This window comes from Loktanella fryxellensis (genome assembly GCF_900110065.1).
GTDB lineage: Bacteria > Pseudomonadota > Alphaproteobacteria > Rhodobacterales > Rhodobacteraceae > Loktanella > Loktanella fryxellensis.
Genome location: NZ_FOCI01000024.1, coordinates 1 through 16,142 on the forward strand (window position 1 = coordinate 1; position 16,142 = coordinate 16,142).

The following is a 16,142-nucleotide window of genomic DNA, read 5'->3' on the forward strand; positions in this document are numbered from 1 at the left end:
ACTGCAATCTCCTTCTGAAACATCAAAAGGAAACTCGCTCCTCCACCAGCGCAGCGGAACCCTGGAAATCAATGGGACGGGGACGGCGCTTACCAGATGTCTGTATGGATTGAACCTGCTGAAATCGACTTCGGGCCAAAAAACCAACCGTCGTTGTCTTCGTTGATCGGGCGTGGATCGTCCTCGCCACGGTCGTCCTTATTAACCCGACGTAGAAAATTCCCGTCCGTTTCCCGTGCCCGCTTCAGATCGAAGCGCAAGCCGAACGACTGGTACCTGGCCGGGTCGATTGCGCTCGCGAAGCTCGGGTTGGGTTCGACGAAGTACGAAAGGGTAACCTTCAGACGGACTCGTTCATCCCCAAGACTTTCAAGGACGGATCGAGGCCAAGGCAGACGATAAACGTGCGCGTCGCCGAACCGCACATTTCCGCCGTCGGTCCGGAAAGGCTGGATATGCCGCTGCGCGACCAAGGAAAGGTCGTCTCTCGCCGATGCCAGCGCCCTGCGAAGGTCAGGCACTCCATAGCCGTACTTTCTGGCCAAGTTCTTCCGTTCAAGCTTTCCCGGCCTCCCATCGAACTCGGCAAGCATGTGTGGTGTCCAACGCGCGCTATGCACCATCAGCGCGCGGACCATTTCGGGCCAGTATGCCGGATATTCAGCCATGATGCGCGCAGCCATCCTCGCGGCTTGCGCCGTTGCGGCACTCGTTGCCCAGAAAGGCGTGACAGGATGAATTCCAGCGGCTTTGGAAGTCGTCAGCAGTGAGAGGGAGGGAAGGCCAGACAGGGCCTCGGCCCCAGATCGACTTAGCGCACGGTTCCCAGCCTCCAGAACGATCTCGGGCTTTATCGGAGACTGGCTTGGACGCCAGAGCGCGGTGGTCCGACTGTAAGGGCTGCGATCTCCTGGCGGCGACCACCCAGACCAATCCCGGTAGGCACGCTCGGCGATGTCGGATTTGAGAGTGGTTCCGCCCACCGTCAGCACATTCCAAGCCTGTGCGGGATCTTCCCCTGGGAACGCATCGCCATCAGCGATTTCCTCGGCCCGCGAATTGTCTCCGATATTGCCGATTGCCTGAACAAACAGCCGCCGAATGTGGTCGGGCCCCTCTTCAACCGCATCGGCACCGGAACTGATCTGATCGAGTGCGGCGCTCCAACCCGTCGGTTCTGCGCCCGACCGGTTCTCGTTCGTGACCGCCATGCAATAGACCCTTACGCGATCTGGAGCCGCAATCTCCGGCAGCGCAGCGGCCGAGGTCGTGATGGCACCATAGGAAAACGGGTCGTTCGGCTCGAAGCCATCTGGAGGAAGTATTTTCACAGATTCAAGGCGGTGCGCCATGGTCGGCCGGGATGTATCGCCCAACGGTGCCGTCAGATCACCGTGCAGTGCCAGACCCGCCATGCCCGATCCATGGCCAATTTCACTGTGGTCATCGACACCCCAAGAAGAAATCACGGCATGCATGTCGCCCGGCGTCAGGGCGGGTTCGATTAGCGGATGTCCCCGATTGATGCCCGTATCGAGCAAGCAGACGGCAGGGACCTCTCGGCCGGGCCAAGTAATCCGCTCGGCCAGATCATCAACAAAAGCGTTGGCCATCCCTGAAAGTTCGTCGGTGAAAACGGTGGGTGTATCCGTCGCCCGCCGGATCTCTGCAATGCCTCCCGTAGAAAAGAGGAGAAGCTCGATGGCTGCGCGCCGGCCGTAGACGGGCAGGACAATTACTTCCGGGAATTGCAGGCGCGTGTCATCGGGGCCAATGGTCAGCCCGAGCCGAAATGCGAGATCCTCTACACGCTGGAGGCGATCTTTGAAGCACCAAAGTGCCCACCACATTTCCACCTGCGGGTCTTCCGGCAGTGCAGAAGGGTCATCTCGCCAGAAGGTCTGAAGGCGAGCGGTACGAATATGCTCCACCGGTTCAACGCGCGATTTTTTCGGTGCCGCCGCACCCGCTTCGACCTCTTTGAACGCGTAGTCTCGGAAGACCGCTTCAAATACATCACGGCTATCATCCGGCACGAAGAGCGCGATGCGGCGTGCGCCAGTCGCAGAAATCGTCACAGCGCCTTGGCGAGTACCTTCTTTTTTCTTTTCAAGCGTCGTTGGCCCCACTGACGGGGCCAGTTCAACCTCGAGATAGACGCCATCTGGCGGCAGTGCGCCAACGGGAAGTTCTAAGGCATCCCGTCCGCGATCTGCCAAATCGAACGCTGAACCAAGTTCGGCGAAGATCTGGCGACCGTGCTCCTCGCGGATCCGCTGGAGTGTTCTCTGCCGCGCGTTGCTTCCGGGGGATTTATAGTCGCGGACCACGGCAAGCCCACTGAGATCAATGTGGCGATGCTCGTACTCAGCCAAGGTGCCCCTTTTCCTCGGTGAATACCGTTCTCATGCCTTGCCGCTTCTGCAGTTGGCGGGTCAAGTCGGCCGTAGAAATCTGATTTCGTTCTGAAAGAATGGCTTCCTTGACCGCTTCGCCAGCAGCATGGGCAATCTCTGCTTGGCTAAGCCCATCCGCCGACAGTTCAATCGTCTTCCAGACAAGCTTGGGATATTTCATCGGCGAAAGGTGGGTCTTGATGATCGCCCGGACCTCTTCAGTGCTGGGCATCTCGAACCGCAAAACCTCGTCGAAGCGCCGCAGCAGGGCGCGGTCGAGGAGAGATGGATGGTTTGTTGCAGCAACAAGCAAACTGTCAGTGGCAGAAGGTTCTTCCATGAACTGAAGGAAGCTGTTCAGCACACGCCGCATCTCGGCCACGTCGTTCGTCGCCAACCTATTGCTGCCGACGGCATCGAACTCATCGAACAAATAAACCCCTCTGCGTTTTTGCGCCTCGTCGAACACGAGCCGCAACTTCGCAGCTGTTTCGCCCATAAATCGGGTGATGAGGCTTTCGAGGCGGATGACGAACAGCGGCAATCGCAGTTCCCCCGCCAGCGCTTCCGCGGTCATTGTTTTGCCAGAGCCGGGTGGCCCAGCGAACAGCAGACGGCGACTGGGGGTCTTGCCATGTTCCCTCAGCCAGTCTCTACGCTGCTGCTGAAGGACAACAGCATCGAGGTGCCCCTTGACGGAGGTGTTCAGCACGACATCGGCAAGCCGGATCCCCGGCTCTCTCAGGTCCAACAGGCTGTCAAGATCGCCACGCGGCCGCGAGAAGGAAATCGGGACAGAAGACTTGGCGCCCCGTTGGGACCGCGCCGCGTCGACGGCAGCGCGAATTTCTTCGGCGGTGGCGCGATGGCCCTGACGCGCTTCTCCCGCAGCAACCTGTAGCGCAATGGAGTAAAACTGTTCTTGATCGCCCTCGGCTTGGCTCCTCAGCATCGCCAGTATCTGTTTTGCATTTGACACCGCGTGACCCCTGCCGATTTTCGTTTTCAGCGAACCGTAGTCCAGTCTGGCTGATTTGGGAAGCTTTCGAAAGTCGCACCGATCGCTGTGCAAGTGCGTTCGGCGCGTGACTGACAGTTCGTGACTCCCCGCAAACAGGCCCCGAGGTGCTTACTTCTTCCCATTTCCACCCGCGACAGGACATTGCGGCACATGACATCATTCCCGCGCAGCGAATCCCTGCCGCTCCTTGAAACCGTGAATCCGTAAAACGGGCCAGGCTTCACTCTGCGGGCAAGGCGTCTGGCGCTTCCCGCGGACCACATGCCCGGCCCGTTTTCATCTGCAAGCGCGCGCTTGGTCGCGCAGGACGGCATATTCGCCAAGCATTCGAACGACCATCGCCCCGTCTGGCAGGGCTTCAACCTCGGCTGCGGCGCCCGCCTGATCGGCGACGCTGTAATCGACGACTGGCGGGCAGGGTGCCAGTGCGTCAGAACTGACCGTCGCGCAGGCGCTGAGCCAGAGCATCGCGATTAGTGGGGCGGCGGCTGGCTGCGTCCAGCATCTGGCGTTGGACTTCATGGGTTCTCTCCGATGTTGAAAGGCGCTCGGCCAGCCGACCGGCGCGTTCACCGGCGCGGCGGAGGTTCAGCAGGAACAGGGCGATGGTAAGGGCGACCAGCAGCAGGCCCAGCGCTTTGCGCGCCGGGCCGTTGGTGAGGATCGAGGCAAGCCAACTCATCAGCGCTGGCCCCGCTTCCAGTCGTCGATCCTCGCGTGGATTGCGACGGCGATGCCAATCAGCGCCACCGCAATGAACACCCAGCGCAGGGTGTCGAGGTAGGGCACCAAGGGCAGGATGGAGGATTGGGTTTCCGCCAGTACATCTTGCGCGACTTCGACACCGGCCGCACCGACGGTCGCGATGCCAGCTGCCCCGCCACCCTTCAGCGTGCGGCTGTCGGCCAAGACCTCACGGGCGGGGGCCAGTTCCGGCACGAAGGGCGTTGCGCGGGGAGCGAAGGGTTCGCCCCAGGACCGTGCGGGCCCGAGGTCAATGTGCATAAAGCCCGAGCGGGGATAGGTGCCGAAGCCGAGAAAACCCACGGCGCGGGCTGCCTCGGCGAAAGCCACTGGATCGTGGTTCGACATGGCGATGTCGAACGCCGTGCCCAGCATGTGCTTTGATGCCGGTGCCCCACCGACGGCGCGGTTGTGGCTGGGGCTGCGATAACCAGAACGGACGATCAGCGGCTTGCCGAGGCGGTTGCGCAGTGACTGCAGCTTGTCCATGGCTTCGGTGTTAATCTTGATCGCGCCGGTGCCGCGGCAAGCAATCTCGGCCGGGGAAAAGCTGGGCCAGCGCCAGGCAGCTTCAGGCACGTCGCGGAAATGGGCATAGGTCGTGGTTGGCATGGTAGTTCTCCAGAAATGCAAAACCCGCCTCGAGGGCGGGTGGGGTGGCAGAGTTGCTGGTGGCTCATTGATCGTCAGTCGGTACGGCCGCGCTGGAAGGCTTCGAACATCACGTCGCGCATGGCGCGGATGTCGGTCTCGATGCGCTCCAGCCGGTCCGCATCGGCCTTGCGGTCTTCGGCGCGCTGTTTATCGATCCGCTCTCGCTCGAGGTGCAGTTCGCGGTCGAGGCGTTCCAGCATCGCCTCGTTGGTGAAGGCTTTGCGGGTTACGGTGGCGGCGATGGCAAGGCTGCCGCCGACCAGCGCGGTGATGGCGGCGGTCAGGCCGTTTTCGCGGAAGGCCTCGCCGACCTCCTGCAGGATGGTGGTCCGTTCGGTCATGATGGTCCTTTCAGTAATCGGTCTCGAGATAGAGGCCCGCGCAGTCGTAGGCGACGGCGGCGGCGGTCGCGCCGGTGTTCAGGTAGAAGCGGGGTGACAGGAATTGCGTGTTGGCGGGCAGGTCGGCGGTGATTTCCTGTTCAAAGACCGCGCCCGTCACCTCGTTCACCGCCCGCACCCAGACCGACGATCCATTCGGCGGGGCCGCGATGAACAGGGTCAGCACGCCGCCGAGCACGATGGCAAAGGGTGCGCCGAGGTCTGTCAGGGTCGGCGCGCCGGTGGCGTCATTGGTCACCATCTGCCAGTTGGCATGGGTGCCCCGTTGGAAGCCAATCCCGACCGCATTGATCACTGTCGCCAGCGTCAGGTTGACGGCCAGCGCCGCGATGGAACCGTAGAGGCCGAAGAACCCCATGCCGGTCGCCTGCAGGGTCGTCAGGGAAAGCCGGGTGACGAAGGCCCAGCCGCCCAGTCCAACCGCATTCCCTCGCCAGCAAGCCCAACCGGCCGAGCGTTGTTCGGCGACTGAATCCACCACAGCCGCCGATGTCAGGCGCCAGCGCCGCATGCTGGCGGCTAGGTTCGTCGCGGCCAACGTCGGATGCGAGACCGTGCCGACGTTGGTGATCGGGAGGCCTTCGGTGGTGATCGTAGTTGTGATCGATGGCGCCCAGTTGGCGATCCGATTAACCCCGAAATGCGGCTGCAGCGGAAAATCCCGACCCGAAGGGCGCATCACATCGATCCATGGGGCCCCGGCGCGGTTGCGTGCGTAGATCGAGGTCTTGCCCGAGGGCGGTGGGGTGGGGGCAGCGTTCAGCCCGGGCAGCACGGTTGGCTGGGGCAGCTCCACTTGACCATTGGTGCGATCCACAACGATGGCATCGAAGAACGTCGATCCATTCGGGCTGACTTTGAAGCTGAAGTTGTCGTTGCCGAGGAGGCCGATCAAGGCGCGCACCGAGAACCCCGTCTTGAAGGCGAAGGCCGCATCGTTCCCGGCTGCCGCCTTGTTGACGGTCGCCTCGATCCCTGCGCCTGCGTTGTTCAAAAGCACCGCCGGGGTATTCATCGACAAGCGGTTGAAGCTGTCGGCTGTGGCACCCCCCAGCCCGAGAAGCTGGGCGGTCAAGTTGGCCTGGGGCATGCCGACCTGCGTGACGGCATTTGCGAAGGTGACCGTGGGTGTGTTCACCACAGTCGTGCCGCCAGCGCCTGCGGTCGCCGAGCCGATGTTGACGACCGTGGTCGATCCGGATGCGCCGCCGGTGCCGAGGTTCAGGGTCTTGGTCACGCCGGTCGGATTGATCCCGATGCCCATCCCATAGGTCGCAGCGGTGATGGCGGTGCCGATCGAGGCTGCCGCAGCCGAAACCGTGACCGTGCCCGAGGCGGTCAGCGTGCCGGTGATGGACACAGCACCCGAGGCCGTCAGGGAGCCGGAGAAGGTCTTGTTGCCGGAGAAGGTCTGCGTGCCCGCGAGAATAGCCAGTTCTGACGACGTGTTCGGCAGGGTGAAGGTGCGCGAGGTTCCGGTGGTGATGCCTGACAGCGAAAACAGCGCTTTCTTGGTCGGATCAGCATCATTCACCAGACTGAAGACGGCATCCGATACATCCACCGGTTCACCGACCAGATCCCAGGCGCTGCCGGTCCAGACAACAAAGGCTTGTTCTGCGGCGATCCACGCCAGCCAGCCCGGGCGCGGGACGAGGCGCATCCAGACGCCGTCGACCCAGAAGGCCACGTTCAGATCCCAGCCCGACCATAGACCTGTCGCGCCTGACGCCACGATGTGCCGGTCTCCGTCGACGGGGCTGGCAGGTGGAATCGTGCGCGTGCGGTCCAGCACCGAAAGCTGGATCATGGCGTCCAGCAGGCGCAGCGCCTCGTTGTGGGTGACATGCTTTTGCGCCTGCGATGCCAGGATGTAGGGCAGCAGGAGGTGGGTGGTGATGTCGGACATGATCCTGCTTTCAGAAGGTGAGGGTGACGGATCGCCCAGCGCCCCGGCCGATCAAGGCCGAGAGCTGGTAGATGCGGATGGCGAGGGATTGGCCGGGGCCGAAGGGTGCGCCCCAATCGGCGGTCTGCAGCACGGCGGTGTAGAGGACGCTGGTCGTGGAGGCGTTCAGTGTGCGCTTGATTGTCCCGCCATCGCGGATTTCCACCTCGTAGGCTTCACCGTCCTCGGCCAACGGCACATCGCCCGCACCCCAGGTGTCGGCGGCCAGCGACCGCGACCGGCGCGTCCAGCGGATCGTCAGATCGCCGGGGGTCCGAGCGATGTGCCAAGGCTGTTCGACATGGGCGACCGAAAACGGCCGCAGCCCAGCGCCCTCTGGGGTGAAGGTGGTGGCGACAAAGGTGTCGTCGCTGACTGGCTTGGACGCCGGGCCGATGCGCCAGTTCCATTGCAGGCCGAGGTCGGCCTCGCTGATGGGCAACGTGGCCACAGCCGTATCGAGAACCACCACCCGCGCGCCGGTCGGCACCATGCTGACCATGGCCTGTTCGGTGCCACGCTGGCCGCGCAGCAGGCGGGTCAGCCGGTACCGTCCGGGCGCGATCAGTTCAGCATTTCCGGCTTGAACGATCTCCCACTGTCCAGCGCCGGTTTCCACGGCCAGTGCGTTGGCCCCGCCCAGCAGGGTGATGTCCGTGACGCTCTCCAACTTGCCGGAATAGAGATCGACCACCAGCGCATTGCCCAGATCGAAGCGCGACACCGGCCCCGTGCAGAAATCCGCTGCCAACACGCCCATGCGCGCCCGAGTGCCGAACGTGGTCAGCAGGGCAAACCCATCGGTTGCGGCGCTGCGATAGACTGCGATTTCGCCCGGCCACGGCTTGGCATGGGCAGCGACCATTGGGCGATGTGCTGGCTGATCCTCGCGCAGCCGCGGCAGGTCCATCAGCACAATGTCGGGTGCGCCGAAGACCGTCGGTGTTGACAGAGTGGCGGGTCGTGGTTCTCCGGGTGGCAGATCATAGACTGCCCGGTCCTGGCGCACGGCGTCGACACTGCGCAGGTCGGAGTCGGCGATGGACACCAGACGCATTTCCGTCAGGCGGCCATCGTGGTCCAAGAGGATCACGTCACAGGGATCCAGTGACAGACGCGAGGGCGGCAACCGGAACACGGCGCTTTCCCGGCCAACCCATGCCTCCATCAGCGCGCGACGGCAGCGGCGTTCTGCCTCTTCGGGCGGGATCGCCATCGGGAAGCTTTCCGAGGCAATGCGCGTGGTGTCGACGGTGATCCGTCGTGCTTCGACTTGGGCTGCGTCATAGTCCTCGTCCGCCCGCGCCACTTGCCATTTCAGGGCCTGCGGCAGTTCGGTTTCCTGCGCGCGGGTCAGTTCCATCACATCGCCTTGCGCAGAGGCGGCTGCAACCATGCTGTCCGGAATGATGGTCAGACCGGCAATGCGACCGCGCATCAGGAACTTGATGCGCCCCTCGCTCTCGACAGCATCGAAACCGAAATGCCGGGCCAAGGTGGAAATCGACGCCCGCGGGGCTTCCAGCGCCGAGATGACATAGCCCTCGACCGCACCCCAAAGGCCGGAGACGTCGATCAATTCCTCGGGCATCCCGGCGCGCAGGCAGAGGTGCCGTACCAGCGCGGCCAGAGACACAGCACCCAGCCGCCCGGTCAGCCAGTGGCCCAGCCGCCAGTTCGGACCATCGGTCCAGACATCGGTCAGTTCCGGAAAGAACGGATAGGGACGGGCATCCCATGTCCAGGCAGCACATTCCGGCACATGCACCATGCGCGCGCCATACACAGACGATGTCGGGTTGTTCGCCGCAGCACCCCAGAACAGGTAGGTCGCCTCGAGGTAGGCCCGCTGGATCGCATCGTCCCGCCATCCCCGCGAGAAATACGGCGTGAAGCTTTCCGACGACTTTGGGTCGAAGAACACATTCGGCTGGTTGGTGCCACGATCGATTGCCGGGCAGCCCAGCTCGGTGAACCAGATCGGTTTGGATTGCGGCACCCATGCCGTCGGCGTGCCGCTCTCCAGGCCACCCGGGCGATTGAAATGTGGGTTCGACCACCAGGCGCGCAAATCCTTGAAGCGGAACACCCATGGTTTTGCGGCCGCGCCATCCATGATCGGTGTGCGGGTTTGCGTCGTCCTGTCGAGAGCGCTGGCATAGAACCAGTCAAACCCTTCGCCGCCGGTGATGTTCGACTGCAGGTATGCGCCGTCGTAGATCGCCGGTGCCAGCGACGCATCGGCATGATCGAAGCCGTCGCGCCAATCTGACAGCGGCATGTAGTTATCGATGCCGATGAAGTTGATGTTGGCATCCGACCAGAGGGGATCGAGATGGAAATACACATCCCCCGAGCCGTCGGCCGGGTGGTGCCCGAAGTATTCCGACCAGTCTGCGGCGTACCCAATCTTGGGCCCAGCGCCGAGGATGGTCCGCACAGCCGCAGCGAGGGACTTGTAAGCTGCGACGGCAGGATAGGTACTGGCGCCGGAGCGGATGGTGGTCAGGCCGGGCATTTCCGATCCGATCAGGAAAGCGTCGACGCCCCCGGCTGCTTTGCACAGATGCGCGTAGTGCAGGATCATTCGGCGCAGCGACCATTCGCCGACCGGGCCGGTCCAGCTGACAGTGGTGCCTGACAAGCTGAAGTTCGCGGGCGTGGCTGTGCCAAACAGCGCCGATACTTGGGTGGCGGCGGTAGCGGTCTTGTCTACCGAACCCGCAAAGCCTGCTGCCGGGGAACAGGTGATCCGGCCGCGCCAGGGGAAGGTCGGTTGGCCCGAGGTGGCGGCATTGGCGCTGTAGGGGTTCGGTTTGGTGTTGCCGGGTGGGACGTCCATCAGGATGAAGGGATAGAAGGTGACGCGCAAGCCGCGCGCTTTCATCTCCTGGATCGCCTGCACCACCGCGAAATCCGCAGGGGTGCCGCCATAGACCGGGCGGTCCTCGGAGTCGCGGCTGACCAGAAACGCGTCCGATCGCGCGACGCCATTCACGACCCAAGCCGAGGGCGTCGTGGTCTTGGTGTCCACCTCGACACCGGGGCGAACCTTGCAGTTCCCGGCGCGCAGGTCGTCGCCGAACCAGGCCACGACGAGGCTGACGCTTTCTACGGCAGGGGCCAGCGACTGCAGCCGGTCCAGCGCGACGACGATGTCCGCGGTGTCGGTGATCGCGTTCAGGTTCTCGGCCACGGTCGTGCCGCCGGAACCTGTGGTCTTCTTGACCGGGGCAGTGGCATAGGTGAACTCGCCAGAGGCGGGGATCATCGTGACGGCCTTCACCAGACCCTCGGCGGTGTCGGCATCCGCGAGGGGCCGGAACACCTCAAAGCTGATCTGCGGCAGGCGGTTGCCGAAGGCGCTGAGGTTTAACTCCTCGAACACGACATAGGCGGTGCCGCGATAGGTTGGGGTTTCGGCGGCACCCATTTTGGCTGCAATGAACGGATCGGGGGCCTGCACCTCATCGCCCGGATACCAGCGCCAGGTCACGCCGGTCATGTCCATCGCCTTGCCATCGGCCCAGACGCGACCGATGCCAGTGATTTCGCCTTCACACAGCGCCACCGCAAAGCTGGCGAAGTAAAGGTATTCGGTCGTCGTGACCTTGGGCCCGCTGCCCTTGCCGCCGCCCTGGCGGGTGGTGTTGACCTCATCGCGAAAATCCGTGGCCCAGATGATGTTGCCGCCAATGCGCATCCGGCCGAACAGGCGCGGGATCACGGCCCCTTCGGTCGAGGAGGTGATGCGCAAGCTGTCCAGCCGCGCGCCTTCGATCCGTTGCGCAGGAGCCAGCGACGACACGATCCAGTTGTCGACAACCGACCCGATGGTGGATCCGATGAAGCCACCAATGGCCGCACCAGAAAAGCCGAGGATAGCACCACCAAATGCGCCGCCAATCGCGGAGCCGACGGCACCGAGAACAAGGGTTGCCATGTGTGAGGTCTCAATCTTTGGGGAAGAGGTAAGCGAAGGCGATCTTGCGCGCCCATGCCGGGGTCAGAACTTCCTCGACCACACCCAGCCGTTCATAGGCGTGGATGAAGCGGTCGGGTGCGGACATGATCCCAACATGCTTGGCGATGGCACGCGGGGCCATCCGGAACAGGACCAAGGCACCGGGACCGGCCTCGGCCGTGGTGATTTCCTGCATCATCGCCCGCGCGCCTTCCGCCAGAACTTCGCTTGGTCCGGTCTCGCCCCAATCCCGGCTGTAGGGCGGGATCGGGAACGGCTCATCCCCGACCGCCTCGCGCCAGACGCCGCGCGCCAGGCCAAGGCAATCGCAGCCGACCCCGCGAAGGCTGGCCTGATCGTGATACGGCGTCCCCAACCAAGACCGCGCGACGGCGATGACCAAGGCGGGATCGGCGGTCATCACAGCACATTCCCCTCATGCCCGCCGTCTTGGCTGGCATAGCGCAGCACCGCGTCTTGACCGGGAATGTTCGGAAAACCCCGGAAGTTGGCGACATTCGCGAATTTGGCGCTGCAGGTCGCGATGCGCTTGTCGCAGCCCGCGCGCGCGATCAAGTTGTCGCCCTCGGCGATGGGCAACACTGGAGCTTCCAGCAAGGTCATTGTGGCGATGGCATCGGCCAAGCCATGGGACAGCACCTCGGTGACGCGTCCAACATTTACGCCGCTGGTCCAAGTCAACGTGCCGGAGGTGAACCAGCCCGCTTCAAAACTGGCCAGCCCCGACACCATGAAAGCCCGGTCGCGCACGAGGTCGGTGACCACGCCAGTACCCTTGTAGATGGCGTTTTCCAGATCGATCCCGCAGCGGGTATCACCCAAGCGGGCGTCGCACCCCGCCTGAAACGTCCGCCCCACGGTCTGGCCCAGCACATGCGCGAGGCTGCGCACCTCGGCGACGAAGGCCATGCGGCCACGGCGGATTTGCCCCACAGCACCCCGGCGCAGCAAGACGCGCTGGCTGGTGTTCGCCCAATTGACCCGCCACAGCTCGACCGCCGCATTGTCCCACCGCCCGTCGAGGATGTCGGTTTCCGTGATGCGGTCTGAGGTCAGCACGCCGGTGGCATCCTGTGCATCTACGGCCAGATCGGAGCCAGCGCGGATTTCCGAGGCGGCAAAACCGCTCTCCGGTTCAAACGCGGTGCCGTCGAAGCTGAGGACTCGGTCATGATCGGTGAAGCCCAGCGCCACGCCGTCGGCGCGGCTGATCCGCCAGCACCAAGACAGGGTGGTCGTGCCATCATCCAGATGGGACTGCAGCGACGGCGAGAGGTTTTTCATTTGCGGATTTCCAAAAGGGGGATGGAGGTGATCGACCCCAGCCGCTCAAAGTCGAGGGTCACGTCGAGCGTGTCGCTGTCGAAGCGCACCGGCACATCGAATTCATAACCGGCGCGGACGATGACGCCGTTTGCTGGGGCGGCGGTGAAGGTGATGACGCCGGTGGTGCTGTCCAGTGTCCAGCCTGAAATCTGCTCGACCATGCCTAGCGCGAGGCGGACGGTTCCGGCGACGGGCTTGGTGATGGTCCTGACCCACGTCTGCGCCCCGGAGGTATAGCGTTTGGCCAGTTGGAAGCTCTGCAGGCTGCCGGTGCCGGTGCCGATCTGCTGGTCGGTCGCGGTGACTGCCATTGATGGCAAGGCGGATTTGTAATCGGACCAATCCTTGTAGCGAAAGCCGTGCAGGCGACCGTTCCGCGCCTCGAAGAAGGCGACGACCGCCGCCAGATCATCGGCACGGCGGATGCCGTACGCGACATCATAGCGTCGACGGGAATTGGCCCAACTGGCGTTGCGTTCCTCGTCACCGCTCGCAAGTTCCACGATCTGGGTTCGCCGTTCCGGCCCGCCACGTGCCCCGCGGCTGATATTGTCGGGGAAGCGCATATCATGAAACGCCATCACATGCCCCTACGACCCAGCGACACCGCCCGAGCAATGTCCGCCGCGACCTGCGTGCGGGACTGCCTGAAGCTTTCGGCGTCACGGGCGTTGATCGTCACATTGACGGCTGGTGCAGCGGATTGCCCTTGGCCGTAACCTGCTGCCTCTCGCCGAGACAGAACCCGCTCGCCGCGTTGCAGGATCGCCGGAACCTCGTCGGGCTTGATCCCGGCCCAGCCGCCCGCATGCAGGCGCGGGGCAGCGGCGAAGGCCATGGCCGGGACCATCCGACCCGGGCCTGGTGATCCGACCATGCCACCCGCATGCAGGATGTTGGCGAAGATGCCACCCGCGCCGCCCAGCGCGCCCGACAGCGCATTGGCGATGGGGCCGAGGATGAAGCGCCGCGCCGCCAGTTTCGCGAGATCGGCGATCATCGAGGTAACGAGGTCGCGGAAATCCAGCTTGCCGGTTTTCACGAACTCACCCACGGCGTTTTCAGCCGAGGTGAAGGTGCTGACCAGCGCATTGCCAATATCGCCTCCGATGTCGCGGGCTTTCGCGGCATAGTCAGCGAGCGTGGCCACAGCCGCTTCCCATCCCGTCTTGGCCACTTCGGCCCCCACTGCAGCCGCCGCCCCAGCGCCACCGGCGGCGCGCCCGGCCTCGGTCATCGACTCGTCCAGCCGGTCTGCGGCATCGGCTGCCCCTTCCAGTGCAGCTTCGCCTTCGGTTCCGGCCCCGGCCATCGCATCCTGCGGAGCTTGCCAGCTTTGCATCGGACGCGAAGCCGCATCGGCCAACATGCCCGAAGCCTCGCGATAGGCTTCGGCACGCGCGGCCGCTTCTTCCGCCATCCCCGTGAGGCCAAGATCGGGCGTGGTGACATAGGTTTGCGCCATCGCTGCCGAGAAGGCCTCGGCGGCAGCGGTCCCGGCAGCAGCGGCAGATCCCGCAAACGGATTTTCGATCCGGCCCAGCGCCACTGGATCCAGCGTGCCGATCCGGACCCCACCTTCGCCGACTGCCCAATCGGGCAGAAGGTCCAGCGCGGCGTTCAAGCCATTGATGAAGTTGTTGATCCGGGTGACCACGCCGTTCAGCATGGCTTCGACGCCGCCGATCAGGCCGTTGGCGGCTTGGAAGGCGAAATCCCCAATCGCACCGGGCAGCTGGCCCCAGATCGCCTTCACGGCTTCATAAGCACCCTTGAAGATGCCCGCTGCTGAGTTGCCAAAGCTGGTCACAGCCTCGACGGACGACTGCATCGCGCCATAGATCGTGGCCTGCAGCCCTGCCCAACTGGCCTCGATCTTTGACCAGGCGGAGGCCGCGCCGAGGCCGATGCGATCCCAGACCTCGAGCGCCAGATCCTTAAGAACGCCAATCGCGGCCCCGAACCCGCCCGCGCCCGCGACGAGCCGCGTGAACTGGAACACCAATTCTCCCGCACCAACGATCAAGGCGCCGATGCCGGTACGGATCAGCGCTCCGCGCAGGATGACAAGGCCGGTGGCGAGGCCGCGCACGGACAAAGCTGCCGCCGCCAGACCGGCGACCCAGCGCCCGGCCATCAGCGTGGCGAAGGTGGCGGCATAGGTGGTCAGGCGACCGATATTGTCGAAGAGGGCATTGATCGCGATGCCGATGGGACCGGTACTGCGCGCCATGTCGGCCAGTGTGTTGGCGATGTTTTCCAGTGCTGGAGCGACTGCTGCAGTCAGCCGGTTGGTCAGGCCGAGCCAGATCAGGCTGAGTTTGGCGATGGCATCGCCGGTGCGCTCGATCTGGGCGGCATCGGCCGCACTGACCGCCACCCCAAAGTCGCGCACATCCTGCGCCGCCTCGCGCAAGGTAGCCGGGTCGATGCGCAGAAACGCCAGCGCCGCCTTGTCGCCGAAGAGGTCAGATGCAACAGCCGCCCGCTCCGCTTCCGGTACAAACCGGTTCAAGGCTTCCTGAATGGCGACGATGCGCTGGTCGAGCGGGAGGGCCTGAAGTTCAGAAGCAGTCAGGTTCAGACGCTGCAAGGCCCCCACAGCGGATCCGGATCCTGCGGCAGCTTCCGACAACCGCGTGGTCAGCTTCTTGGTCGCCTGCTCGATCTCGCCCATCGACACGCCTGCCAGCTCCCCAGCCCAAGTCAGCACTTGCAGGCTTTCAACAGTGGTCCGGAGCGAGGCAGCCATATCGGCCTGAGCACCGATGGTCTCGAGGCCCGACCGCACCATCGCCACGCCAGCTGCAGCCGCCGCAACCGTCACCGCCGCCAGCGCGATCCCGGCCTTGCGGGCGAAGCTGGCCAGTCGGGTGTTGGCCAGTTCCATCTCGGTGGACAGGCGGCCAAAGCCGCGCGCCCCGGCATCGCCAATGCCTTCCAGCTCGGCGCGCACCTGGCTGCCGCCCTCCGCCACGAGGCGGACGGATACGCGTTTTTCAGCCATCGCGGCCTCCTTCCATCTGTTCGTTCAGTTTGCGCACCATCACCGCCTCGATCTCGGGCAGCAGTTCGGCGGCAATCAGGGTGTCGATGCCCAGCGCATGGGCCATGGCCAAGGCCGCGCCCATGTCCCAACCCAGCACCGCGCCGGGTATGACCCGCAGCTGGCCACCAAGGCGGCCAACCAGATCCCAGACCTGCCAGCCCTCGGGGGTCTGTGGCCGGTTCAGTCTTGCGGGGCAGTCGGGGCAGGGGCCCGCGCAGGCGGCGCAATACCGGTCGCCATCGCCGAAGGACCAGTCGGCGAGGGCGCGAAGACGTTTTTTTCAACGTCCAGGATCAGACCCTTGGCGACATACAAGGTCTGGAACGCCTCGAAGATGGGCCAGATTTCCAGCAAGGCGTCGATCGCCTCAGGGGTGACGGGCACAATTGTGCCCATGGCATCACCCACTCCTTCCCAATCCAGCACAGCGCGGCGGGCGACGGCTTTGGCCATCGCGAGGGCCAGTGCTTCCTGCGTCGCCCCTTCCGGCAATTCTTCGATGGCTGAATCGGCGCGCGCCGACACCATCAGGGCAGTTGTCAGCGGGCCGACGAGCAGGCGAAGGCCAGGGGCGAGGTCCAGCCATTCGGGCGTGGCGGTCAAATTCAGTCGGATCAT

General features: G+C 64.2%; 13 protein-coding genes. All 13 read right to left on the bottom strand.

Annotation, left to right across the window (positions count from 1 at the left end; translation table 11 throughout):
* Positions 1-89: 89 nt before the first annotated feature.
* The 13 genes from BMX16_RS14370 to BMX16_RS14430 all read right to left on the bottom strand — a co-directional run bounded on the left by BMX16_RS14370 (position 90) and on the right by BMX16_RS14430 (position 16,142).
* Complete coding sequence (locus tag BMX16_RS14370) at positions 90-2,375, bottom strand: S8 family peptidase (protein WP_089905029.1); 2,286 nt, start codon at positions 2,373-2,375, stop codon at positions 90-92.
* Positions 2,368-3,375, bottom strand: coding sequence for an AAA family ATPase (locus tag BMX16_RS14375; protein WP_089905030.1), 1,008 nt, complete (start codon positions 3,373-3,375; stop codon positions 2,368-2,370). The genes BMX16_RS14370 and BMX16_RS14375 overlap by 8 nt, the downstream gene beginning before the upstream one ends.
* Before the next feature lie 472 nt (positions 3,376-3,847).
* Positions 3,848-4,099, bottom strand: a complete 252-nt coding sequence (locus tag BMX16_RS14385) for a hypothetical protein (protein WP_089905033.1) — start codon at positions 4,097-4,099, stop codon at positions 3,848-3,850.
* Positions 4,099-4,773 carry a YcbK family protein gene (locus BMX16_RS14390; protein ID WP_089905034.1) on the bottom strand — a complete coding sequence of 225 codons (675 nt, stop codon included), beginning with the start codon at positions 4,771-4,773 and terminating at the stop codon, positions 4,099-4,101. The genes BMX16_RS14385 and BMX16_RS14390 overlap by 1 nt, the downstream gene beginning before the upstream one ends.
* A 74-nt stretch (positions 4,774-4,847) precedes the next feature.
* Positions 4,848-5,156, bottom strand: coding sequence for a hypothetical protein (locus BMX16_RS14395; RefSeq protein WP_089905036.1), 309 nt, complete (start codon positions 5,154-5,156; stop codon positions 4,848-4,850).
* Positions 5,157-5,166: 10 nt separating this feature from the next.
* The gene (locus BMX16_RS14400) at positions 5,167-7,125 is read right to left on the bottom strand and encodes a DUF2793 domain-containing protein (RefSeq protein WP_089905038.1); all 1,959 of its coding nucleotides are present in this window, start codon (positions 7,123-7,125) and stop codon (positions 5,167-5,169) included.
* Between the two features lie 10 nt (positions 7,126-7,135).
* Entirely contained in the window at positions 7,136-11,107 is a 3,972-nt protein-coding gene (locus BMX16_RS14405; protein WP_089905040.1) for a baseplate multidomain protein megatron, read from the bottom strand.
* A gap of 10 nt (positions 11,108-11,117) precedes the next feature.
* Positions 11,118-11,549: an NlpC/P60 family protein gene (locus BMX16_RS14410; RefSeq protein ID WP_177174683.1), complete on the bottom strand. Its 432-nt coding sequence runs from the start codon at positions 11,547-11,549 to the stop codon at positions 11,118-11,120.
* Positions 11,549-12,433: a DUF2163 domain-containing protein gene (locus BMX16_RS14415; protein WP_089905043.1), complete on the bottom strand. Its 885-nt coding sequence runs from the start codon at positions 12,431-12,433 to the stop codon at positions 11,549-11,551. The genes BMX16_RS14410 and BMX16_RS14415 overlap by 1 nt, the downstream gene beginning before the upstream one ends.
* Positions 12,430-13,056 carry a DUF2460 domain-containing protein gene (locus tag BMX16_RS14420; RefSeq protein ID WP_089905045.1) on the bottom strand — a complete coding sequence of 209 codons (627 nt, stop codon included), beginning with the start codon at positions 13,054-13,056 and terminating at the stop codon, positions 12,430-12,432. The genes BMX16_RS14415 and BMX16_RS14420 overlap by 4 nt, the downstream gene beginning before the upstream one ends.
* A complete protein-coding gene (locus BMX16_RS14425) occupies positions 13,056-15,482 on the bottom strand; it encodes a phage tail tape measure C-terminal domain-containing protein (RefSeq protein WP_089905047.1) in 2,427 nt (808 codons plus the stop codon). The genes BMX16_RS14420 and BMX16_RS14425 overlap by 1 nt, the downstream gene beginning before the upstream one ends.
* Positions 15,475-15,708: a DUF7697 family protein gene (locus tag BMX16_RS18365; protein ID WP_425434039.1), complete on the bottom strand. Its 234-nt coding sequence runs from the start codon at positions 15,706-15,708 to the stop codon at positions 15,475-15,477. Before BMX16_RS18365 ends, BMX16_RS14425 begins: the two co-directional genes overlap by 8 nt.
* Positions 15,705-16,142, bottom strand: a complete 438-nt coding sequence (locus BMX16_RS14430; protein WP_089905049.1) for a hypothetical protein — start codon at positions 16,140-16,142, stop codon at positions 15,705-15,707. The genes BMX16_RS18365 and BMX16_RS14430 overlap by 4 nt, the downstream gene beginning before the upstream one ends.

Excerpts from the sequence above, each read along its gene's own strand:
- BMX16_RS14405 (WP_089905040.1), bottom strand. The coding sequence starts at position 11,107 with ATGGCAACCCTTGTTCTCGGTGCCGTCGGCTCCGCGATTGGCGGCGCA.
- BMX16_RS14420 (WP_089905045.1), bottom strand. The coding sequence starts at position 13,056 with ATGGCGTTTCATGATATGCGCTTCCCCGACAATATCAGCCGCGGGGCA.
- BMX16_RS14390 (WP_089905034.1), bottom strand. The coding sequence starts at position 4,773 with ATGCCAACCACGACCTATGCCCATTTCCGCGACGTGCCTGAAGCTGCC.
- BMX16_RS14425 (WP_089905047.1), bottom strand. The coding sequence starts at position 15,482 with ATGGCTGAAAAACGCGTATCCGTCCGCCTCGTGGCGGAGGGCGGCAGC.
- BMX16_RS14410 (WP_177174683.1), bottom strand. The coding sequence starts at position 11,549 with ATGACCGCCGATCCCGCCTTGGTCATCGCCGTCGCGCGGTCTTGGTTG.
- BMX16_RS14395 (WP_089905036.1), bottom strand. The coding sequence starts at position 5,156 with ATGACCGAACGGACCACCATCCTGCAGGAGGTCGGCGAGGCCTTCCGC.
- BMX16_RS14385 (WP_089905033.1), bottom strand. The coding sequence starts at position 4,099 with ATGAGTTGGCTTGCCTCGATCCTCACCAACGGCCCGGCGCGCAAAGCG.
- BMX16_RS14400 (WP_089905038.1), bottom strand. The coding sequence starts at position 7,125 with ATGTCCGACATCACCACCCACCTCCTGCTGCCCTACATCCTGGCATCG.
- BMX16_RS14415 (WP_089905043.1), bottom strand. The coding sequence starts at position 12,433 with ATGAAAAACCTCTCGCCGTCGCTGCAGTCCCATCTGGATGATGGCACG.
- BMX16_RS14430 (WP_089905049.1), bottom strand. The coding sequence starts at position 16,142 with ATGATCCGACTGAATTTGACCGCCACGCCCGAATGGCTGGACCTCGCC.